This window comes from Neorhizobium tunisiense (genome assembly GCF_039631515.1).
Taxonomy (GTDB): domain Bacteria; phylum Pseudomonadota; class Alphaproteobacteria; order Rhizobiales; family Rhizobiaceae; genus Neorhizobium.
Genome location: NZ_JBDIUU010000001.1, coordinates 451,616 through 471,968 on the forward strand (window position 1 = coordinate 451,616; position 20,353 = coordinate 471,968).

Annotated in this window: 28 protein-coding genes and 4 tRNA genes; 9 read left to right on the top strand and 23 right to left on the bottom strand. The window is 60.5% G+C overall.

All coding sequences use genetic code 11. The features are described from left to right. Window positions 1-108 precede the first annotated feature (108 nt). From ABCW43_RS02350 to ABCW43_RS02400, 11 genes are all read right to left on the bottom strand, one after another. Window positions 109-297: a hypothetical protein gene (locus tag ABCW43_RS02350; protein WP_345921956.1), complete on the bottom strand. Its 189-nt coding sequence runs from the start codon at window positions 295-297 to the stop codon at window positions 109-111. A gap of 278 nt (window positions 298-575) precedes the next feature. Further along, window positions 576-842, bottom strand: coding sequence for a hypothetical protein (locus tag ABCW43_RS02355; protein ID WP_345921957.1), 267 nt, complete (start codon window positions 840-842; stop codon window positions 576-578). A gap of 64 nt (window positions 843-906) precedes the next feature. After that, entirely contained in the window at window positions 907-1,239 is a 333-nt protein-coding gene (locus tag ABCW43_RS02360; protein ID WP_345921958.1) for a hypothetical protein, read from the bottom strand. A gap of 347 nt (window positions 1,240-1,586) precedes the next feature. Continuing rightward, entirely contained in the window at window positions 1,587-2,099 is a 513-nt protein-coding gene (locus ABCW43_RS02365) for a transcription termination/antitermination NusG family protein (protein ID WP_345921959.1), read from the bottom strand. A 129-nt stretch (window positions 2,100-2,228) separates the two neighbouring features. Continuing rightward, complete coding sequence (locus ABCW43_RS02370) at window positions 2,229-2,762, bottom strand: ribonuclease H family protein (RefSeq protein WP_345921960.1); 534 nt, start codon at window positions 2,760-2,762, stop codon at window positions 2,229-2,231. Continuing rightward, the gene (locus ABCW43_RS02375) at window positions 2,759-3,790 is read right to left on the bottom strand and encodes a hypothetical protein (protein WP_345921961.1); all 1,032 of its coding nucleotides are present in this window, start codon (window positions 3,788-3,790) and stop codon (window positions 2,759-2,761) included. Before ABCW43_RS02375 ends, ABCW43_RS02370 begins: the two co-directional genes overlap by 4 nt. Then, a complete protein-coding gene (locus ABCW43_RS02380; RefSeq protein ID WP_345921962.1) occupies window positions 3,787-4,107 on the bottom strand; it encodes a DUF6074 family protein in 321 nt (106 codons plus the stop codon). The genes ABCW43_RS02375 and ABCW43_RS02380 overlap by 4 nt, the downstream gene beginning before the upstream one ends. A gap of 146 nt (window positions 4,108-4,253) precedes the next feature. Continuing rightward, complete coding sequence (locus tag ABCW43_RS02385; protein WP_345921963.1) at window positions 4,254-4,721, bottom strand: hypothetical protein; 468 nt, start codon at window positions 4,719-4,721, stop codon at window positions 4,254-4,256. A 178-nt stretch (window positions 4,722-4,899) separates the two neighbouring features. Further along, the gene (locus ABCW43_RS02390; protein ID WP_345921964.1) at window positions 4,900-5,340 is read right to left on the bottom strand and encodes a winged helix domain-containing protein; all 441 of its coding nucleotides are present in this window, start codon (window positions 5,338-5,340) and stop codon (window positions 4,900-4,902) included. Then, window positions 5,337-5,519, bottom strand: coding sequence for a helix-turn-helix domain-containing protein (locus ABCW43_RS02395; RefSeq protein WP_345921965.1), 183 nt, complete (start codon window positions 5,517-5,519; stop codon window positions 5,337-5,339). The genes ABCW43_RS02390 and ABCW43_RS02395 overlap by 4 nt, the downstream gene beginning before the upstream one ends. Window positions 5,520-5,740: 221 nt before the next feature. Next, complete coding sequence (locus ABCW43_RS02400) at window positions 5,741-5,965, bottom strand: helix-turn-helix domain-containing protein (RefSeq protein ID WP_345921966.1); 225 nt, start codon at window positions 5,963-5,965, stop codon at window positions 5,741-5,743. Between the two features lie 369 nt (window positions 5,966-6,334). On the opposite strand from ABCW43_RS02400, the gene ABCW43_RS02405 reads away from it, so the two are divergent. Genes ABCW43_RS02405 through ABCW43_RS02415 form a run of 3 tightly spaced genes read left to right on the top strand, consistent with a single transcriptional unit; the run spans window position 6,335 to window position 7,880 of the window. Continuing rightward, entirely contained in the window at window positions 6,335-7,171 is an 837-nt protein-coding gene (locus ABCW43_RS02405; protein WP_345921967.1) for a hypothetical protein, read from the top strand. Between the two features lie 2 nt (window positions 7,172-7,173). Further along, entirely contained in the window at window positions 7,174-7,413 is a 240-nt protein-coding gene (locus tag ABCW43_RS02410; protein WP_345921968.1) for a hypothetical protein, read from the top strand. After that, window positions 7,410-7,880 carry a hypothetical protein gene (locus ABCW43_RS02415; protein WP_345921969.1) on the top strand — a complete coding sequence of 157 codons (471 nt, stop codon included), beginning with the start codon at window positions 7,410-7,412 and terminating at the stop codon, window positions 7,878-7,880. Before ABCW43_RS02410 ends, ABCW43_RS02415 begins: the two co-directional genes overlap by 4 nt. A 149-nt stretch (window positions 7,881-8,029) precedes the next feature. Here ABCW43_RS02415 and ABCW43_RS02420 read toward each other — a convergent pair. The 5 genes from ABCW43_RS02420 to ABCW43_RS02440 form a co-directional block, all read right to left on the bottom strand. Next, window positions 8,030-8,106 (bottom strand) — tRNA-Arg (locus tag ABCW43_RS02420). Window positions 8,107-8,147: 41 nt separating this feature from the next. Next, complete coding sequence (locus ABCW43_RS02425; RefSeq protein ID WP_345921970.1) at window positions 8,148-8,453, bottom strand: ETC complex I subunit; 306 nt, start codon at window positions 8,451-8,453, stop codon at window positions 8,148-8,150. Between the two features lie 51 nt (window positions 8,454-8,504). Beyond that, window positions 8,505-8,581 (bottom strand) — tRNA-Pro (locus ABCW43_RS02430). A 116-nt stretch (window positions 8,582-8,697) separates the two neighbouring features. Beyond that, on the bottom strand, window positions 8,698-9,177 hold the full coding sequence (locus ABCW43_RS02435) for a DUF192 domain-containing protein (RefSeq protein ID WP_345921971.1): 480 nt from the start codon (window positions 9,175-9,177) through the stop codon (window positions 8,698-8,700). Further along, entirely contained in the window at window positions 9,177-9,755 is a 579-nt protein-coding gene (locus tag ABCW43_RS02440) for a cold-shock protein (RefSeq protein WP_037084473.1), read from the bottom strand. Before ABCW43_RS02440 ends, ABCW43_RS02435 begins: the two co-directional genes overlap by 1 nt. 222 nt (window positions 9,756-9,977) lie before the next feature. Between ABCW43_RS02440 and gloA the strand changes: the two genes are divergently transcribed. The 4 genes from gloA (at window position 9,978) to ABCW43_RS02460 (ending at window position 11,571) form a co-directional block, all read left to right on the top strand. Continuing rightward, window positions 9,978-10,418 (top strand): lactoylglutathione lyase, encoded by a 441-nt coding sequence (gloA, locus tag ABCW43_RS02445; RefSeq protein ID WP_046606257.1) that lies wholly within the window; start codon window positions 9,978-9,980, stop codon window positions 10,416-10,418. A gap of 209 nt (window positions 10,419-10,627) precedes the next feature. After that, a complete protein-coding gene (locus tag ABCW43_RS02450) occupies window positions 10,628-11,140 on the top strand; it encodes a hypothetical protein (RefSeq protein ID WP_345921972.1) in 513 nt (170 codons plus the stop codon). A gap of 121 nt (window positions 11,141-11,261) precedes the next feature. Continuing rightward, window positions 11,262-11,336: transfer RNA gene (locus ABCW43_RS02455), tRNA-Glu, on the top strand. A gap of 160 nt (window positions 11,337-11,496) precedes the next feature. Further along, window positions 11,497-11,571, top strand: a tRNA-Glu gene (locus ABCW43_RS02460). 50 nt (window positions 11,572-11,621) lie between these two features. Here the strand turns inward: ABCW43_RS02460 and recJ are convergent. The 5 genes from recJ to ABCW43_RS02485 form a co-directional block, all read right to left on the bottom strand. Next, window positions 11,622-13,454, bottom strand: coding sequence for a single-stranded-DNA-specific exonuclease RecJ (gene recJ, locus ABCW43_RS02465; RefSeq protein WP_345921973.1), 1,833 nt, complete (start codon window positions 13,452-13,454; stop codon window positions 11,622-11,624). An 88-nt stretch (window positions 13,455-13,542) separates the two neighbouring features. Continuing rightward, complete coding sequence (locus ABCW43_RS02470) at window positions 13,543-13,779, bottom strand: hypothetical protein (RefSeq protein ID WP_345921974.1); 237 nt, start codon at window positions 13,777-13,779, stop codon at window positions 13,543-13,545. Between the two features lie 169 nt (window positions 13,780-13,948). Continuing rightward, window positions 13,949-15,271 (bottom strand): homoserine dehydrogenase, encoded by a 1,323-nt coding sequence (locus ABCW43_RS02475; protein ID WP_345921975.1) that lies wholly within the window; start codon window positions 15,269-15,271, stop codon window positions 13,949-13,951. Window positions 15,272-15,334: 63 nt separating this feature from the next. Next, complete coding sequence (locus ABCW43_RS02480; protein WP_345921976.1) at window positions 15,335-16,552, bottom strand: LL-diaminopimelate aminotransferase; 1,218 nt, start codon at window positions 16,550-16,552, stop codon at window positions 15,335-15,337. 144 nt (window positions 16,553-16,696) lie between these two features. Further along, window positions 16,697-17,098 carry a hypothetical protein gene (locus ABCW43_RS02485; RefSeq protein WP_345921977.1) on the bottom strand — a complete coding sequence of 134 codons (402 nt, stop codon included), beginning with the start codon at window positions 17,096-17,098 and terminating at the stop codon, window positions 16,697-16,699. 122 nt (window positions 17,099-17,220) lie between these two features. Here ABCW43_RS02485 and ABCW43_RS02490 point away from each other — a divergent pair, with 122 nt between their 5' ends. Then, window positions 17,221-19,068, top strand: a complete 1,848-nt coding sequence (locus ABCW43_RS02490) for a PHA/PHB synthase family protein (protein WP_345921978.1) — start codon at window positions 17,221-17,223, stop codon at window positions 19,066-19,068. A gap of 11 nt (window positions 19,069-19,079) precedes the next feature. Continuing rightward, window positions 19,080-19,808 (top strand): DNA/RNA nuclease SfsA, encoded by a 729-nt coding sequence (sfsA, locus tag ABCW43_RS02495; RefSeq protein ID WP_345921979.1) that lies wholly within the window; start codon window positions 19,080-19,082, stop codon window positions 19,806-19,808. Here sfsA and ABCW43_RS02500 read toward each other — a convergent pair. Further along, window positions 19,784-20,065, bottom strand: a complete 282-nt coding sequence (locus tag ABCW43_RS02500; protein ID WP_345921980.1) for a type II toxin-antitoxin system RelE family toxin — start codon at window positions 20,063-20,065, stop codon at window positions 19,784-19,786. The two genes, sfsA and ABCW43_RS02500, sit on opposite strands and share 25 nt — an antisense overlap. Next, window positions 20,055-20,303: a type II toxin-antitoxin system Phd/YefM family antitoxin gene (locus ABCW43_RS02505; RefSeq protein WP_007760034.1), complete on the bottom strand. Its 249-nt coding sequence runs from the start codon at window positions 20,301-20,303 to the stop codon at window positions 20,055-20,057. The genes ABCW43_RS02500 and ABCW43_RS02505 overlap by 11 nt, the downstream gene beginning before the upstream one ends. Window positions 20,304-20,353 lie beyond the last annotated feature (50 nt).

Below are 20,353 nucleotides of genomic sequence, written 5' to 3' on the forward strand. Positions count from 1 at the left end.
CATCACCTCGTAAATTGAAAACCGCTTTGCCCGCGGCAGGGCTTAGATTGCCAACCCCTCAGATTGAGGAGTTGCAATGCGTCCACTTCCGGACACATCACCCGAACGCTATCGGCTCTCGCTGTCTTCGATCTCGTCGATGATGCGGCCGAGGGCGTATTGTAGATCCTTCAGGTCTTCGAGCTGGAGACCGTGGATTTCCTTGTCGCCGTCGCTACGGATCGTGATCCATACCGGATGCGGCTGCGATGCTTCCACTTCGAACCGGCCGACGCGCTTCTTGGCGGGGAGCGACATCAGAGGAAGTTCCCGCATGGGAAGGCGACGACCATCGAGGCGCCAGGCTTCAGCGTCACGCGACCAATGCGGCAGCGCCAAGCCGGATCAGCGAGCATCATCGAGAACGCAGTCATGTTCAGCCCCCAGGCGCTTAGCCAAAGCTATTGCAGCGAAGACGTAGGAGAACGGGCCGAGGCGTAGATTCGCGTACATGATTTCACGCTCTGCCCTGCTCTTCCCCCGCGCATGCTGGAGGATCACCCGAGCGTTCGACCGGATGATTTCCCCCTTGTCTGTCATGGTCGGACGAGGATGGCGAACGCGGCGGAAAAACCTGTCGCCCAGGACATCATTGCCAGAGCAGCGCCGGCCGTCAGCAGTTCGCTATAGTAGTCGCTGGCATCGCCGCGGCGGGAAGCCGTGTTGCGAACCTCTTCCGAGAAGAACGCGAGCGCGGCTGTGATGCCGGCGAAGATCCATGCCGTATCGATCCCCTTGACCAAGCCGGCAGCGGCGATGATCGAGAGAAGGAGAGCGCTGAAGATTGCCTGAGAGGTCTGCATGTCGGTCTCCAAATTTAAAGGGGGTGTAACGCGTTACGTGCGTTACGGTCACGTTACCGTAACGTTACAAGGCGCTTTCGCTCGGCTCAGTTTTGAGCCCGTCGATTGCGTGGCCTTGGCTATCGGCAATGAAGGAGACGAACATTCCGCCGCCGATGCCGGTAAGCTCACGAGCGATGCCGGGAAGGATTCGCCGGGACTTGCCCACCGCCGCCTTGTCCTTGTGGCTGTCCTTCGAGACATGAAGCCATCCAGGTTCGTCCGAGGTGACGAGCATCAGATCATGAGAGCCGGGAAGCTTTACGCCGAATGCGCCACTGGTTAGCTCGATCGGCTTTGGACCCATGGCCGGGAAGCCCCGTCCGCCAGCATGTCCGAGTTCGAGGAAGCATGTCATTGCGCTATTCCCTTCTTGGGCTGCGTATGATCGATGACCGTTGCCACGTCACTCCAATATCGATCCTCTGCCGACTGGCAGGCGCATAGGGCGATGAGAATGCAGATGACGATTAGCCGGACGGCCATGTCTTCACCTCGCGGCTATGGAGATTTTCGGGTTGTCAGGAGGGTTCGCAATCTTTGCGAAGGCTCGACTGCAGGTGCCCCCAGATCTGGGGAGAGCTTACGAGCAGAATTTTGGGCGCATTTCTGGGGAGGGTGGAAAGGCGACTAGCCTTCCCGTGGCCCCGTGGGTGATCCTTAGACCCCCAACTGCAAATCAGGCCAAATCAAGTTGTGCACAATCTAAGCTGCAAGCCTCAGATTTGCAATACGGAGTTCAATTTCCCGCATGTTCTCAACATTTTCGATGATTGCCATCACGGCGCGCTTGCCGGAGCCCTTGGCTCTGGTGACGCGGGCGAAGGCGCCGGCGAGCGGGCCGGACTCAATCTTGACCCTGACATCGGCCGCGAACGAGGAGGCCGGTGGCGGGCGCAGGATATCGTATTCGCCGCGGTTCTGCGCCTCGCATAGAGCAATGACGTTTTGCGTCGGGATCGGGATCGGCCCATCACTTCCGCCGAGGACCGCCTGAACATGATCCATCTTGCGGAGAACATCGAAATCAGCCTCGCCATGGAGGCAGGCGAACACATAGCCGCCGAACAGTGGAAACCGCCTCATTGACCAGCTCTTGGTCTGATAATGCATGACTTCCCGCCTGATGACCGGGGCGATTGCATCGATGCCGATTGCTTCCAATTCATCGAGAGCCTGGGATTGACGGCCTGGAGCCGTCCGCAAGACAAACCACATTCTGAACCTCTACCGTCCCGTTATGATCTAACGTTACCATAACAAATTCCCAGCAAAATGATAGCAAAAGCTTGGCATTTGCTGGGATTCGCACCTTTGTTTTCAGTGGGTTAAGCTAAAAATCCCCGATCATTCGGCCATCAGTCGGCGGTACTCTTCCGACAGATAATCACCGATTTCCTCAGGCTGTCCCGGGACTGTCACGTGACATAGCGTGATGTCACGTGACGTAACGTGACCTATGCCCATCATCGAAAGCTCGTCCGCCCGTTCGTTGCCGACGATACCGCTATGCCCTTTGCACCAGGTCAGCTTCAGGGGGTAGATCGTCAAAACCTCGTCCAGGGAGCGCCAGAGCCCCGGGTTCTTGATCTCCTCCTTGCCGCGCTTCCAGCCCTTGGCCTTCCACTTGTGCCGCCAGTCGTTGCAGCCATCGACCACATAACGCGAATCCGAGAGCAAGGACGCCTCCCGGCCGGCGCAGTTCACCGCCATCCAGGTCAGAGCCCGCAGGGCGCCTTCCAGTTCCATCCGGTTGTTTGTGGTCTCGGGATCGCCGCCGAACTCGCTATGGATCTCTGCTCCATCCTGATAGGCGACGAAACCCCAGCCGCCTACGCCGGGGTTCGGTTCGCATCCGCCGTCCGAAAAGACTTCGATCAAAGCTCAAGTCCTTTCAAAGCGCGGGGACCGGGCAGTTCGCCCATCATCTCCGAAAAGAGCAGGACGTTCGAATAGGCGTGGCCCCAAGCCCCGTTCGCCCGGATCTTCACGACGTTGCCCGACTTCTTCATCTCCAGCTCTGCGAAGATTGATTCCCCCGATCGGAACCACTGCTTGAGAATGTCTATGTTGCCAGCGCTGAAGAACTGCCTGGTATCCGCCGCCAGGTTGCGCAGCTCGGGGAGCCTCTTCAGCAACGAATAGGCCTCCTTGCCCCGCTTCGTGATTTCGTCGAAGGTCGGATGATGGCCGGTTCCATCCACGGGCAGCGGCGGCAAGTCCTTTTGAAGGTCCGCAAGTATCCTGCTGATCTTCACCAGTTCGGAGACAGGCCGGAAGCTCGGGCGAACGAACTCGAAGCCGGCCAGCGTTCCGATGCTGCCTTTCTGCAGCACCTTCCGGCCGCTGCCGTCCCGAATGTTGAAGTCTTGCGCGATGCGGATTTCGCCCTGGCTCCACTTCAGCTCCCTGTAAAGACGCTCGGCAAACAGGGGCGCGTCTTTGTCCAGGCGTTCCCGTACCCACTGGACAGGCTTTAGAACCCGCTCGACTTTCGAAAAGTAGTCGGTCAGATCCGGGAGCATCTTTTGCAGCTCAGGCCACGCCCGCGCGAAGCGCCGGCTTTCGCTCTGCTTCCGCCATAGGTCATCGGCCTTCTCATAGTCGCTGATATGCGTCGAGGCGCATCGATGCCCGATAATCGCGACGGTCTTTTCGTGGGGGAAGTAGCTGAGCCGCCCGCGCCGGAACTTCGGCGTCGTCGGGCTGCATAGCGGACACGGGATCTCCGATCGGAACCGGGTTATCTCGGTCAGCAGAACTAGGCCGTCCATATTCGCCGGCTTGTCGGTCGAAATCCCCTCAAATTCCACGGGATCTCCGCCGTGATCGACATGCGACCGCCACCGCTCGACAAACGCGATCGAAGGGGTTGCATCAAAGATTGCTAAATGGCGAGCTTCGGTCATGAGGCACCTCCAGGCAGATCGTTGTTCCCATGCGGCCGCTCGTAGGACCGCTTCAGCATCTCCGCATCGACAGCCAACCAGAATGCCCGAACGTGCTTATCGATTTCCGACGAGGCCACACCACACTTGGCAAGGCCGTCCGACATCTTTCGGGTTTGGGCTTTCCAGTAGCCGTCCGCGTCTGGGCCTCGCTTGCTTTCAAGCACTTCTGCAGCGCGGCGAATTTTTCCGACGCGGGCTGTTAGGGGGAAAACGATGACTTTCGTCGGCGCTTTCCAGTCGAACAGTGGAAGAGAAGGATTGCAGTCACGCTCCATGACGTTGTGCTCCTCGCTTCAGAGGGTCGGCACTGCTCCAGAGAGATCCCCGGAAGATCCTGACCGTATGGTAATATCTATATGTGTCCCGCTGATCGTACTGTTCATCACCAGAAATAGGCCTGACGGTCCCTGTAATCGTACTGTCAAGCATTGGCAGCCTCCCTTTTAAGGTCCCACTGTCCCTGTGGTCGGACTGTGTGTCCCTGTGGCCGTACTGTTGTTTTTTCCGACGCCTCTTTTGACCACCTCATGAAATCTTTGGTCGGCAGTTCGCCTGTGACGTTGCAGACGTATTCCGTCAGCCGCCATTCTGCGGTCTCACGGCTCTTCATACTGAACCCGCTGGCCTTCACCTTGGCGATGAGGCCGAGTTGGGCGAGGTGATCAAGCGCGCGCTTTCCAGTGTCCTTGCTGGACTTGCCAATCGCCGCTGCTGCCTCACGAGCGCCGAGGCCAATCTTACCGTTGTTGTTTCCATCGTAGCGCCATTTGATTTCCAGATAGACGGCTTTGTCATTCGCGGTCAGCTCAGGCCAGACCGGGGATTTGACGACATAGCTTTCGATCATGATGAACTTGGCGCGGCGGTTCTTCTTCCACTTGCTGCTCACGCGTGAGTACCCCGCCCGATTCGAATTTCCTGTGCTACTCGGCAAGCCTCACAGGCCTGCAGGGCGTTGAGCGAGAATTTCCCGCGAATGGCAGTTATGGGGTTGGGCGGTGCGACCGTCTGCTCTGAGAGCCAGCGCGCCGCGGCGCTGACCCCGCTGTTGTCCTGGGCGTCAACCATCAAGCCGCAGCCCTCACCATGTCGGACAGGATATGAAGCTTGCTATGAAGCTTGTACCGAGCATGTGAGCCCGGGAAATCGCCCCCATGCTTTTCATGCACTGTCTCGATCGCGAACCCGTATCCGCGAAGCTTGTAGACGTAATGTGATGTGCGAGGCCCGATGTTATCCAGGCTGGACACGCCTTTGTCGGCGGCATCGATCAGCTTGCGGAGAGTCCAGCACTCCCGGCCGATGACTGTGATTGGGCTGCTGGTAACCTCGTTATTGTCGTCCAAAATCTGGACTCTCATCGAGAACGTGTTATTACGGTCTGGCATCGATGGTCCTTCCGTTGATGCATTGGGAGTGACGCCGGAAACGGCGTTATTGCGATCGAGGCAGCGGGGCTTTGCTTGCAGGCTGGTGCCCTGCTGCCTTTCGTTGTTGAGGCTCTTCATGCAGCCTCCGGGGAGCGTCTCTTCTCCCATTCAGTCAGCTTTGCTTCATCAAACAGCTTGCGCCGCTTGACCTTCATCGGCTGTGGGAACTCCAGATCCTTGTCCCGGGTCCACCGAAAAAGCGTGGCATCCGAAATCTTGAACCGGTCGCGCACTTGGGCGCTCGTCATGTAGGTCATCAGTCTGATCTTCCTTTCTTGGACTGTGATCGGTCAGCAACATTCTTAATCTATCATAAACGATTTGCGAGAGACTGGATAGAGTCGCGCTATCCCCAGATAATTGATTTCCAGTGGGAAAACCCTCAAATATTTCCGGTAGATAGGCCGGTTTCGTGAACCAAAACCGAACGACGTTCGTTCAAGGTTTGTTCTTCGGAGATTTCGAGTCGATTCGAATGTCAATCGGCCTTCGGTTTCGCCAGCCGGACGCCAACGCCGCCACCATTTTCAGAGATGAAATTAACGCCGGCCGCTTCGAGCGCCTTCCTCACCTTCTGCACATTCTCTAGCGAACTCCTGCCCGTGTCCTGGACTTCCATGCGCTTGATCGTCGGGACGGATAGCCCCGCAGCCGCCGCCAGCTCCGTTTGCGTGATCCCAAGCAGAGCCCGCGCCGCCTTCATCTGATTACCCGTCATCATTGCTATAAGTCCCTTCCGTGATACCAGTCGTATCTTTTATTACACTAATGTGTTGACAGCCGCAATGGCTCGTCTATGATCCCTAAAGCATCACGGATGATGCGTCTAGGATGATTGACGATTATCAAGTCGGGAGTTGAGACTATGGTTAATTTTCTGGGAAGCGCCTTCAACATCAGCGCTCGCCGCGTCGGCGGGATCAGGTTTCTGAAGGTCGGAAGACTGACGTTCGCGTTCAGCGTCTCGCGCGCTTATCGCCCCATCGGAGCCCGCTAAAGCGGAGCGGATCAGGAAGTGGTTGCACCCGCTTCCCGATCCAGGATCACAACGAAACCCTTCAAGGAAACGAACATGACCAGCAACAAAGTTATCACAATCGCCGCCGCCCTGGAACCCACGATGAGCCGCCGCCGCCTGCTTACCGGCATCGCCGCCGCATCGGCTTCCGTCGCGGTCGTCGCAACGCCTGCCCCGGCGAAGTCTGCAGCCGCTTCCACCGCCGAGAACCCGGAACTGCTGCAGGCTCACGCTGAACTGCTGGCAGCCCGCGCCGAGCATGAACAGGCAAAGACGGCGCTGGAATGGCTTGTCGATGAATGGCGGCACCTGTGGCCGCTCGCACCCGAAGACCTGCTGGGCTGCGCCAATGCGCATTCCGGCTATGGCGCGAAGAATATTGGCGAGCGAGACATCGCCGGCCGGTATCTTCTGCGGGACACGACTGTCCTCACCAAGCGGCTTACCGCCAAGCAACGCGCAAAAGGGGAAAAGACATGTTTCGATGTGCTGACCGCGGCGGGCGTCGAGGACAATCTTTCCTATTGGCAGGAGACCAAGCCAACCGGCCGGACTGAAAGGTCTCGCGCTCGCAACCGCGCCACCAAAGAGGAAATGATCCGAAAATATCGGGAGCTGTTGCCGGTAGCCCAAGCCTATGAGGCAGAAACCGCCCGCCTTCGGGAGGCATCAGGCGTCGAGCTTGCCAAACGAAGAGTGACCCTCGCAGAAGCAGAAACCATCATAGCCGCTTCGAAGGTATGCCGCGCTCCAGCATTCACCCATGAGGGATTGAGCCTCCAGGCGGCGGCGCTGTCGTCTAGCCCGATATTCTCAGTCGATCATACCGGCATCCTTGGGGATCTCGCACGGTTCATCCAGGCAGTGCAAAAGATGGGCGGGAGGGCGTGAACATGAAGACCAACGACGCCATTACTCAGGATGATGTAGCCCGCAGCTATCTCATAATCGCCTTGCTGCAGGTTACCCGGGATGCGGCGGATTATCTCAACGACCACGGGGAGCCCGTGGGCAAGCTTGGGGAACGCTCTGGCAGCATCGCGGCGGTTCTCGACCATATAGGTGAACTGCAGGGCGAATTGCACGACGCCTTGGAGCGCGCCACCCGCGAAAGCGATGGAGAAGCCGAATGAGCATCGGCCTGAAGAAGCGCAAGCAGCTCGACCAGTTCATGAGCCACGTCATGGAGCCCCTTCCCCAGGGGGCTCTAACCGACTTCGAATATAACCGCCTGCTTCGGGACGCGCGCCGGACGGCATGGCACAAGGGCGAAGCCACTCTGAGGCTCCATCATGCGCGCCTTGAAATCCATGACGCCATGCTGATCTTTGATCGCGTCGTGGCCGAGCAGCATCTAACGGATGAGGATGAGGTTGCGATATACAGCAAGCGCGATCGGATGCTTGCCAACATGAAAGCGGCGACCGAGAGACAGATCAGGACGCCCGCGCCAGATCAGGCCGCTATTGAATGGAAGCGGCGGAGGATGGCAGACCTGTATTCGACCGCTCGAATCAGTCGGGAGGAGATTGCCGAGTTGATCGCGGCCGACGAGGCGTTCCTTGCGGCCCATCCGATCAAGAAGGGCCGAGCCTCGTAAGTCGCCAAGTTGGCGACTTACATCAGCCTAACCGTTCCCTGCCCTGCCCGCTTCGCGAATGGAGCGGGCTTTTTTTCGCCGTCGTTACCCCAGACGTTACCCCAAAATTGACGCCTAAGTTTTCAGGGCTGCTATCTGCTTGATATTGTTGGCGACCCCTGCAGGACTCGAACCTGCGACCTGCTGCTTAGAAGGCAGCTGCTCTATCCAGTTGAGCTAAGGGGCCGATCTCGGCAGCGGCGCCCGGGAAAGCCCGAGCGGCTAAAATCAATGCGTCCAGGGCTGGCTGCGGTTGAAACGGAAATTGTCGGTGTAGGAAACGATCTGGCGATTCGGATCCTTCGGCTGGATGACGCGGTATTCGATGCCTTCGCGCTTGGCATAGGCTTCCGCCTGTTCCTGGCTCTCGAAGGTCAGGCGAAGCTGCTGCTTCATGTCGCCGGACGACGTATAGCCAAGGATCGGATCGATGCGGCGCGGCTGTTCCTGGTCGAATTCCAGCACCCAGAGATGGGTCTTGGCCTTGCCGGACTGCATGGCGGTCTTTGCGGGACGATAGATCTTGGCGGCCATTCCTGTAACGCTCCATGGGCTGGAACGGATGAGGAGCTCTTCCTGAAAGCGTGGTCGGAGTGGAGAGATTCGAACTCCCGACCCTCTGGTCCCAAACCAGATGCGCTACCAGACTGCGCTACACTCCGTTCCTACGTTGGTTGCGAGATACACGGTTCCCCCCTGTGCCGCAACAGCAAAATGGAACCGCGATGCCGCTAAAGCAAACAAGCCGAGGATAACCACAGGCGATAACCACTGGGGATCACCACTGATTGCCGATGCGTTTGCTGATCACCTTGTCGCCCACCTTGATCCCGAGCGACTTCGCGCGGCCGGCATTGAGCTCCAGCACAAATTTCACCGGTCCGCGCGAATCGATGATGTCACGCGAATAGGGCACAGCGTTCTCGCGGATATGCGAGATCGTGCCGTCGCCCTGGATGAACAGCATGTCGAGGGCGAGGATAGTGTTCTCCATCCACATCGAGACCGGCCGCGGTGTGCCGAAATCGAAGAGCATGCCGGCATCCGGCGCCATCACCTTGCGGTACATCAGCCCCCGCTCGCGCTGGGCATCGGTAAAGGCCAGCTCGACGGAGAACTTGTAGGTCTGGCCGGCTGCCGTCTTGATCGAAAGCTCGTCGCGCGGAAAAGTCACATCCTGCGCAACCGCGCCGCCCGCCAGGATGAGAAAAAGCGCCGCAAGGGCGCTTTTCAGAAACGATGGAAACGAGAAACGCATCAGTGCGACCGGCTCACGGGATTGGGATTGTCGGGGTGGATTTCCGCCGCCATCAGGCCCTTGTCACCCGGTCCGAAGCGCACCAGCACGACCTGGCCCGGACGAAGCTCGGTGAGGCCGAACCGGCGCAGCGTTTCCATGTGGACGAAGATATCTTCCGTCCCCTCGCCGCGCGTCAGGAAGCCGAAACCCTTGGTGCGGTTGAACCATTTCACCAGAGCCCGCTCAAGGCCGCTGGTTGCAGTTACCTGGACGTGCGTGCGCACCGGTGGAAGATCCGAAGGGTGGACGGCGGTGGACTGATCCATGGACAGGATGCGGAACGCCTGGTAGCCGCGATCCCGCTTCTGGATCATCGCGACGATGCGCGTGCCTTCCAGGATGGTCTGGTATCCGTCTCGGCGAAGGCAGGTGACATGCAGAAGCACGTCCTGCATGCCGTTGTCCGGAACAATGAAGCCGAACCCCTTCGCCACATCGAACCATTTGACGACGCCGGTGATTTCGATCAGCTCGACCGGTTCGCCCGGAAGCTCCTCGAAACTGCCAACGTCCTTCGATGACATTCTGTCTGCCATATCCTGTCGGCCCCTCGATTACGCGTTACGACGTGACGATCAACTGATTCTTAGAGGATAGATTAACATCCTGCTAACCATGCAGCGCAAGTCCCTGCCTTGGTTTTATCCACGTTCATCTCTATCCAGAATGGCTTGCTCCGGGCTTGCGTCTGCGCCATATCCAGCACGGACCCGAACGCGGTCTATCGGCGACTGGATTTATCGGAGGAAGACACCATAATGCGTTATCTTCATACCATGGTCCGGGTGAAAGACCTGGACGCCTCACTTCATTTCTACACCACCGTTTTCGGCCTGAAAGAGATCCGGCGCATCGACAACGAGAAGGGCCGCTTCACGCTGGTCTTCCTCGCGGCCCCCGACGATCTCAGCGAAGCCAAGGACGTTCTCGCCCCCTGCGTCGAGCTGACCTACAATTGGGACACCGAGGATTATACCGGCGGTCGCAACTTCGGTCACCTCGCCTATGAGGTCGATAACATCTACGATTTCTGCCAGCACCTTTCGGACAACGGCATCACCATCAACCGTCCGCCGCGCGAAGGCCGGATGGCGTTCGTCCGCTCGCCGGACGGCATTTCGATCGAACTCCTCCAGAAGGGCGACAACCTGCCGGTCGCCGAACCCTGGGCCTCAGCACCGAATATCGGCAGCTGGTAAAACTTTTCAACGCGGCGGCTTCTTTTTTACTCAACCGCCGCGTTCTTTCCCAACCTTGCCCCAGGCTGACCTCGCCTGCCCCGGCCGGCTTGTCCATGGCGCCCTTCCGCGAGATGCTCGGGCACGATGATTCGCGGCATGACGGCCGCGATACGAGCCGACGGGGCATGCCTTTGCCAAAAACGCCTTTCCTTTGTTCGAACGTTCCCATGACGCTGGCGATCGTCTGCCTTTCCGCGCTGACGATCAGCGGCTGCACCACCACCAAAAAGACCGCTGACGCCACGACGCCGGCGCCGCGCACCACGGTGGCGGCAAGCGCCAAGGGCATCCTCGCCAAGGGCAGCACCACGGCCTCGAACCGCCGTACCGATCCGGCCGTCCCCAAGGCGGAGGCGCAGGCAGCCCAGGCACCGGCGGCAATCGCACCGGCCGCCGTTCCCACCGCGGAAAATACGTTCCCGCCGGCACCTGCACAGCCACAGCAGGCCTCGATCGCCGGCCTTGCCACGCAATCGACCGGCGTGCGCGCCGACAGCGCTACGATCTTTTCGGCGAACCCGCCGATGGCTGCGGCCGCCCCATCCGGCAACGGCCCGGTTCCGGCCAATCTGCCGCGGCGGAATTTCAACGCCACCACCGCCAGCGTCTACAGCATGCCGCAGGCCACGCCCGCCGCAGCCTGCGGGACAGACGCTCAGGGCACTCCTTTAAGCTGCTGATTTGACGCAGTTTTCATTCGAACAGCCGGCGCGGGAAAAGCCGTCATTTTTTTGTAAAAAAGATGGCTTTGGCGCTTGCAGGAAAGAAATCCCCTCTCTATAAGAGCGCCACGAAGCGCAGGCGCCCTTCGTCTATCGGTTAGGACACCAGATTTTCATTCTGGGAAGAGGGGTTCGACTCCCCTAGGGCGTGCCACTTCCACCTCCCCCAAGCTTTTGTTTTTGTTCCTGTATCCAGCCTTCGCACGCCATTTTGCAGCTGCGCGATTTTTTGCGTCTGCAAGCGCTGGAAAATGCAATTTTGCGCTTGCGGGATAGAAACACCCTGACTATAAGGGCGCCACCACGAAGCGCACGCGCCCTTCGTCTATCGGTTAGGACACCAGATTTTCATTCTGGGAAGAGGGGTTCGACTCCCCTAGGGCGTGCCACTTCCTCTCTCCGCAAAAGCGGACACCACCCCAAAAAATAGACCCGCATCCTACGGCGCCTTCACGGCGTCCAGCAGGCGAAGCTGCATACGCCGCGTGCCCTGCCATTGGTCGGCGCTGAGGCAGCCGGCGGCGTGGATCTGCGCGCCTCTGGAATTGAGCAGCATATTGCCGAGCGGCGTTTCGGCGGCGCGGAAGGCTATGCCTTCCAGCCGTGAGCCGTCGGCCGCTTCCAGCGTCACCTTGATATGCGCGGTCCCGACCAGGCGGGCATCCTTCAGCCGGTGGGCGGGGATGGCAAAGACCGGCTGCGAATGACCGGAACCATAGGGGCCGGCCTGTTCGAGCTGGTCGAAGAGTTCGAGTGTCGCGCCGGACGCAGATAGCGCACCGTCGATCTTCAGAACATGATTGGCAACCAGTGCCGGCACGCCCTCGCCTGCCATCTCCTCGAAGAAGGCACGCAGACGGCCCAAATTGCTGCGCTCGACCGTCAACCCGGCTGCCATGGCGTGGCCGCCGCCCTTGACGAGCAGGCCCGTATCCACCGCCGCGCGCACCATGCGGCCCATGTCGAAGCCATTGATCGAACGGCCGGAACCAGTCCCCTTGCCGGACGGATCGAAGGCGATCGCGAAAGCCGGCCGCTTGAATTTCTCCTTCAGCCGCGCCGCGATCAGCCCGACAATGCCCGGGTGCCATTTGTCGCGCGCCGTGACGATGACGTTTGCCCCCTCGCCGTTGCCGTATTCAGCAAGCACCTCGGCCTCGGCCTCGGCGAGCATGGCGGCCTCCATGGCCTGCCGCTCGCGGTTGAGATCGTCCAGCCGGCCGGCGATCTCCTCCGCCTCGATCGGATCTTCCAGTGTCAGCAGGCGGCTGCCGAGAGCCGCATCACCGATGCGTCCGCCGGCATTGATGCGCGGGCCGATCAGGAAGCCGAAATGATAGGGCGTCACGGGGCCGCCAAGCCCCGCCTTGCGAAACAGCGCCGAAAGCCCGGCATTGCCCATATGGCGGGCCGCAAGCAGCCCCTTGACCACATAGGCGCGGTTGAGCCCCTTCAGCGGCACCACGTCGCAGACGGTCGCCAGCGCGACGATATCGAGCCAGGCGAGCAGGTCGAGCGATTTGGCGCGCGGATCGCCGATCTGGCGCATGTGGCGCGCGGCCGCTACCAGAACCAGGAAAACGACGCCGGCGGCGCAAAGATGACCCTGGCCGGAAAGATCGTCCTCGCGATTCGGATTGACGAGCGCCAGGCACGGCGGCAGTTCGTGGCCGAGCTGGTGGTGATCGATAACCACCACGTCGCAGCCTTCGTCGCGGGCCGCAGCAAGCGCATCATGGCTGGTGGAGCCGCAGTCGACGGTGACGATCAGGCTTGCGCCATTGGCGATCAGCTGGCGGATCGCCGTCGGATTGGGGCCGTACCCTTCGAAGATGCGGTCGGGAATATAGATTTCCGCCTCGACGCCGAAATGGCGAAGGAACCGGTAGAGCAGTGCCGAGGAGGATGCGCCGTCCACGTCGTAATCGCCGAAGATCGCCACCTTCTCATGGCCGGCGATCACAGCGGCGAGCCGCAGCACCGCCTTTTCGCAATCGGTCAGCGTATAGGGATCCGGCATCAGCGAGCGGATGGTCGGATCGAGGAAAGCCGGAGCATCGTCGAGCGCCACGCCGCGGCCGGCAAGCACCCGGGCGACGAGATCGGGAATGCCGTGGATCTGGGCGATCGCCAAGGCCCGGTTCTGGGCTGCCTGATCAAGACGCGATACCCACCGCTGATCACCCGCGGAGCGTTCGACGCCGAGGAATGCGCGCGGGACGGGATCAACCGTTTCCGCCGAGGATGAAAGCGCGGAGAAAATTCTGGTCATGGAGCGCTTCTAGCGTATCGCGGGTGCGAGAGGAATCGATTTGACGAGATCGGCGGATGGATCGGGCCGTCTTTCGATTGGCGACCCATCACAGCAGCGACCAGACAAATGCCGAGCCGCTGATGCTGGCCGCAGCCGCGAAGAAGACAAGCAGGAAGGCAAAACTCCATCGCCCGTCAAAACCGTCGCCGCTCGCCTGATCGTTGGCGTGGACAAGACGAACGGGCCGGCAGCCATGTGGCCCGGGTCGGGCCTCGCCGAGTTGCAGCCGGTACCCCTTGTTCCGCGTGCTGATTTTCCGCGTATCCATAGCCCGCGTATTCATGGGATCGCGCAAGCCTCCTCGACGGTGATTGCCACTGACAATCTACGCCCGGAGGCCCCTCAGCAGCCAGCCGGGGAGCCTTTGCGGCATTCGTTTTCGCAGACGTTCTTGAAAGGTTCCTGCGTTTCCCACAGGAAACGGCAGGATCGGCTTGGGAACGCTGCCGTTTTTAGAAAGCCTTGGGCCGCTCGATGCGAATCACCTGGGGCTCGCCGACGAGATAACTCTCGGCCTTGATCGCATCGACCGCCTTGCGGACCGAATCCTCGGTGGTCGCATGGGTGACGAGAATGATCGTCTTGGGCGTGTCGGTCGCGGCATCCGGCTTGGGGCGCTGCATGATCGATTCCAGCGAGATGCCGTTTTCCGCCATGCGGGTGGCGATGCTGGCAAAGACACCGGTGCGGTCGGCGACCGTCAGGCGGATGAAGTAACCGCCCTCGTGGCTCTGCATGCGGGCGCGCTTGTAAGGCGCCAGGGAAGCAGCCGGGGTGCCAAGGACCGGAACGCGCTGCGCGCCCGGGCTGCTCTTGGCGATGTCGGCGATATCGCCGAGAACGGCAGAGGCGGTCGCATCGCCGCCGGCGCCGGGGCCGACCATCAGCAGTTCGCCGAGGATATCGGACTCGATCGCCACCGCATTGGTGACGCCGTCGACCTGGGCAATGACCGAGTCATGCGGCACCATGGTCGGATGGACGCGCTGCTCGATGCCGCTGTCGGTCAGTTGGGCGACGCCGAGCAGCTTGATGCGGTAACCGAGGTCGGCCGCGGCGTGGATATCCTCGATCGAGATATTGGTGATGCCTTCGAGATAGATCTCGTCGGCGGCAATCTGCGTGCCGAAGGCGAGCGTCGTCAGGATGGCGAGCTTGTGGGCCGTGTCGTTGCCCTCGATGTCGAAGGCCGGATCGGCCTCGGCATAACCGAGCCGCTGCGCTTCCTTGAGGCAATCGGCAAACGACAGGCCTTCCTTCTCCATCCGGGTCAGGATGTAGTTACAGGTGCCGTTCATGATGCCGTAGACGCGCGACACCGTGTTGCCGGTCAAGGACTCGCGAAGCGCCTTGATGACCGGAATGCCACCGGCGACGGCCGCTTCGAAATTGAGGAGGACGCTCTTCTCTTCGGCGATCCTGGCGAGTTCGACGCCAGAAGCGGCGAGCAGCGCCTTATTGGCCGTCACCACATGGAGACCGCGGGTCAGCGCTGCCTTTACGGAATCGGCGGCAGCGCCCGAGGCACCGCCTATCAATTCCACGAAGACGTCGATATCGGCCTCGGCGGCCAGCTTTTCAGGCGTGTCGAACCAGGTGATGCCGGAAATGTCGATACCACGGTCGCGAGACCTGTCGCGTGCCGTGACCGCAGTAATCTCGATCGCACGGCCGCATGTGGTCGCCAATTCGTTCGCGCGGTTCTGGATGATCCGGACGAGGGAGGCACCCACAGTGCCGAGACCCGCAATGCCGACTTTGAGGGCATCTGCCATGCTATTCTTCCTGATTGCCTGGGAGGTGGCGGCCCGCATGGGCCGCCGGAAATGCTGGTCCGATCAGCGGCGCGTGTTGAGCGAGATGACGTTGTGCATCGTCTCGTCGGCCGTCGACAGGAACTTCTTGATGCTGCGGGCCGCCTGGCGGATGCGGTGTTCGTTCTCGACCAGTGCCAAACGAACGTAGTCGTCGCCCATTTCGCCGAAACCGATGCCCGGTGCGACCGCGACGTCGGCCTTTTCGACGAGAAGCTTCGAGAACTCGAGGCTGCCGAGGTGGCGGAATTTTTCCGGGATCTTCGCCCAGGCGAACATGGTGGCGGCCGGCGGCGGCACTTCGAAACCGGCCTTGCCGAAGCTGTCGACCATCACGTCGCGGCGGCGCTTATAGACGTTGCGGACTTCCGCGATGTCGGAACCGTCGCCGTTGAGCGCATGGGTCGCGGCAACCTGGATCGGCGTGAAGGCGCCGTAGTCGAGGTACGACTTGACGCGGGTCAGCGCCGAGATCAGCCGCTCGTTGCCGACCGCAAAACCGATGCGCCAGCCGGGCATGGAGAAGGTCTTCGACATCGAGGTGAACTCGACGGCGATATCCATCGCGCCCGGCACCTCCAGCACGGATGGTGGCGGCTCGCCTTCGAAATAGATTTCCGAATAGGCAAGGTCCGACAGCACGATGATGTCGTGCTTCCTGGCGAAGCTTACCACCTCTTTATAGAAGTCCAGCGAAGCGACATGCGCCGTCGGGTTGGACGGGTAGTTGAGGATCAGCGCCAGGGGCTTCGGGATCGAATGCTTCACCGCGCGTTCGAGCGGCGGGAAGAAGCTATCGTCCGGCTCGACCGACATGGAGCGGATCACGCCGCCGGCCATCAGGAAGCCGAAGGCATGGATCGGATAGGTCGGGTTCGGGCAGAGGATCACGTCGCCAGGCGCGGTGATCGCCTGCGCCATGTTGGCGAAGCCTTCCTTGGAGCCGAGCGTCGCAACGACCTGGGTATCAGGATTGAGCTTCACGCCGAAACGGCGGGCGTAATAGGCGGCCTGGGCGCGGCGCAGGCCCGGAATGCCCTTGGAAGAGGAATAACGATGGGTGCGCGGATCCTGCACCACTTCGCACAGCTTGTCGACGATCGCCTTCGGGGTCGGAAGGTCGGGATTGCCCATGCCGAGATCGATAATGTCCGCGCCACCCGCTCGCGCGCTGGCCTTCAAACGGTTGACCTGTTCGAAGACGTATGGCGGCAGGCGTCGGACTTTATGAAACTCTTCCATCTTTCTCCCCGTGGAGGGCGCGCAGCGTCGAACGCGACGCGCCGGTGTCGCATGATTGGCGATTTTTTGCTTTGCGACCAAAAGCGCCGAAACGCAAGTGCTAATTGCCGATACCGATCGCCCAGATGACCTGGTTTGTCCGGACTACTTGGCGATATTGGCCAATGCGTCCTTGCCGTGCTCGGCGGCGAGCTTGCGATATTCGGCGACCCGGCGCTGATATTCGGCTTCCGAGATCGAGCCCGACCTGCGCAGGCGGGCGAGCGACGCAAGGCGCGGCTCGGTCTTGTTGTAATCCTCGTCCTCGATCTGCTCGGCCGCGGCGCGCAGCGTCGGATCGAAGCTCGGATAGACACCGGTGTTCTGCCTGGTGACAGGGCCTGGTGGCGGCGCGGTCTTGTTCTGGACGATGACGGCCGGCGGTGCGGTGTTTGGAATACCGTCATCCAGAGCAAAGGTGTTGCTGTTGCAGCCGGCCAGCAGAGAGAGCGCGCCAAGACCGATGAAAAGCGGTAAGCTGCCGACCCGATGCCTCAGTTTTTCCATTTCCGTAACCCAGTTTCCGTCATCGGCCAATGCACCTGAAGGCGCCGATCGCTGGCACTTGTATTCGCTTTCAGGCACAATGTACAAACGAAAACAACCAACAAACTGTGGGGAGGCTGCACGTGGCGGAAAAGACCGACGATAAAGGGCAGGCCGGACAGGAATTTCCGGGATTCGACCCCAAATCGGTCGAGGCCTATGTGATCAAGGACCCGCAGGCGCTCGCCATGAACTTCGCCCGGGCGCTCGAAAATCTCGGCAAAGCGGCATCGGAATGGCTCGGCCCCCGCGAACGCGGCGAGATCGGCGATTCGGTCGCGGATCCGGTGACCGACCTTGTGAAGACCCTTTCCAAGGTCACCGAATACTGGATCTCGGATCCAAAGCGGACGCTCGAGGCGCAGACCCTGCTCTTCTCCAGCTATATCGGCATCTGGACGCGCACGCTCAATCAGTTTTCGGGGCAGCCGGTCGCGCCTGAAGCCGATACCCTGCCGAAGGACAAGCGTTTCGCCGACGATGACTGGATGAAGAACCCGTTCTTCGCCCTCCTGCGGCAGCTCTATCTGGTCACCGCCTCCTGGGCAGACAAGTTGGTCACCGAAGCCGACGGGCTTGACGAGCACACGCGCCACAAGGCCACCTTCTACGTGAAGCAGATCACCGCTGCCCTTTCGCCGGCCAATTTTGCGCTCACCAATCCGGAAGTCTATCGCGAGACGGTAGCCAGCAACGGCGCCAACCTGGTGGCCGGCATGAAGATGTTCGCCGAAGACATCGCCGCCGGAGGTGGTGACCTCAGGCTGCGCCATACCGACGCGACCAAGTTCGCGATCGGCCGCAACATGGCGCTGACGCCGGGCAAGGTGATCGCCCAGAGCGAGGTCTGCGAGGTCATCCAGTACGAGCCCTCGACCGAAACGGTGCTGAAGCGCCCTCTCCTCATCTGCCCGCCGTGGATCAACAAGTTCTATATTCTCGACCTCAACCCGCAGAAAAGCTTCATCAAGTGGTGCGTCGACCAGGGACATACGGTGTTCGTGATCTCCTGGGTCAATCCGGATGAGCGGCATGCGAAGAAAGACTGGGAATCCTACATGCGCGAGGGGATCGACTTCGCGCTGACGACGATCGAGAAAGCGACCGGCGAAAAACAGGTCAACGCGATCGGTTATTGCGTTGGCGGCACGCTGCTTGCCGCAACCCTTGCCTATCATGCCCAGAAGAAGAACAGCCGCATCGCCTCGGCGACCTTCCTCACCACCCAGGTGGATTTCACCCATGCGGGGGATCTCAAGGTCTTTGTCGACGAAGAGCAGATCGCGGCGATGGAAAAGCAGATGAACGCGGTCGGTTATCTCGACGGTTCGAAGATGGCGACCGCCTTCAACATGCTGCGCGCCTCCGAGCTAATCTGGCCCTATGTCGTCAGCAACTACCTGAAGGGCAAGGAACCGATGCCCTTCGACCTGCTCTACTGGAATTCCGACAGCACGCGCATGGGGGCGGCCAACCACGCCTACTACCTGCGCAACTGCTACCTCAACAACAACCTCAGCAAGGGCGAGATGAAACTCGCCGGCAAGACGATCTCGCTGAAGGACATCAAGATTCCGATCTACAATCTCGCAACCCGCGAAGACCACATCGCGCCGCCGAAATCGGTTTTCCTCGGCTCCTCGCTGTTCGGTGGACCTGTGGATTTCGTGCTGACCGGTTCGGGCCACATCGCCGGCGTCGTCAACCCGCCCGACAAACAGAAGTACCAGTACTGGACCGGCGGCAAGGCCGAAGGGCAATACGAGGACTGGACGGCGGGTGCGAACGAGAACAAGGGCTCGTGGTGGCCGCACTGGCATGCCTGGGTCGAGGCCAAGGACGACAGCCGTGTGCCGGCTCGCAAGCCCGGCGGCAAGGCGCTGAATGCGATCGCGGATGCGCCCGGCACCTATGTGCTCGAACGCATCTGATCATTTCGCCGATGCGCTTCGATCCGCCGCTGGTGCCTGCGACCCTCCTGCAACGCTACAAGCGTTTCCTGTTCGACGCCGTGCTGGAGGACGGCACGCCGTTTACCGGGTCCTGCCCCAATACCGGTTCGATGCGCGGGCTGACGACGCCGGGCTCGAAAATCTGGGTGTCGTTGCATGACAGCCCGACCCGCAAGTACCGGCACATGTTCGAGATGGTCGAGGTGGACGGCGAGCGCATCGGCATCAATACCGGCCTGCCGAACCGGCTGGCGGAAGAAGCGATCCGCGCCGGGCTGATCTCGAGCCTTGCCGGCTACGAGACAATCCTGCGCGAACAGCGCTACGGCCGCAATTCCCGCATCGACTTCCTGCTTCTGGGCGGTGAATTGCCGAACGCCTATGTGGAGGTCAAGAACGTCCATTTCTGCCGCGAGCCCGGTTTGGCGGAATTTCCCGATACGGTCACCAAGCGCGGCGCCAAACATCTGGAGGAGCTGGGCGACATGGCGGAGGCCGGTCACCGGGCGGTGATGATCTACCTCATCCAGCGGCACGACTGCTCGCGTTTCCGGATCTGCGGAGATCTCGACCCGTTCTATGCGCTCGCCTTCGAGCGTGCCAAAGCCCGCGGCGTCGAGGCCTATGCGGTGCATTGCCGCGTTTCGCCGGAGGAAATAACGCCTGCGGGGCTGATCCCTGTCGAGGATCTTGGCTATCGCTTTTCGGCCGCCTTATAGACCGCGTCTCGATCTCGCCGGCCGATGGCGATCACCAGTACGACTAGTTGCGTATCTCGAACCTCATAGACGAGACGATAGCCAATCGCGCGCAGCTTAATCTTGTAACGGTTCGTGGATCCATGAAGCTGGGCGGCAGCGACGCGCGGATTTTCGAGACGCTCGGTCAATTTCTTCTTGAACTGCTCACGGATATTTGAGTCCAGCTTGCGCCATTCCTTTAGCGCGACATCCAGAAACGCGAGCTCATAGCTCATCCAGCGTTACCTTGATGACAGTCTCGCTTGCGCGGCTGTCGGCCAGTGCGTTCAGCTCAAGGTCCTCCAACCGGTCCATCATCGCTTCGTAAGCCTTTGCAGGCACACAGTAGAAGGCGGGCTCGTTGCGATTGAGGATGGCGACGGGAGCTCCGTCTCCTGCTGCGACGGTACCCATAGGATTGCGCTTCAATTCGGAAACGCTGGCGGTGACTTCGGCGAGGACGATGCTGACCATGATGGCTCTGATGCTCCAAATCGCACTTTATATAAACCTATGAGAAGCAC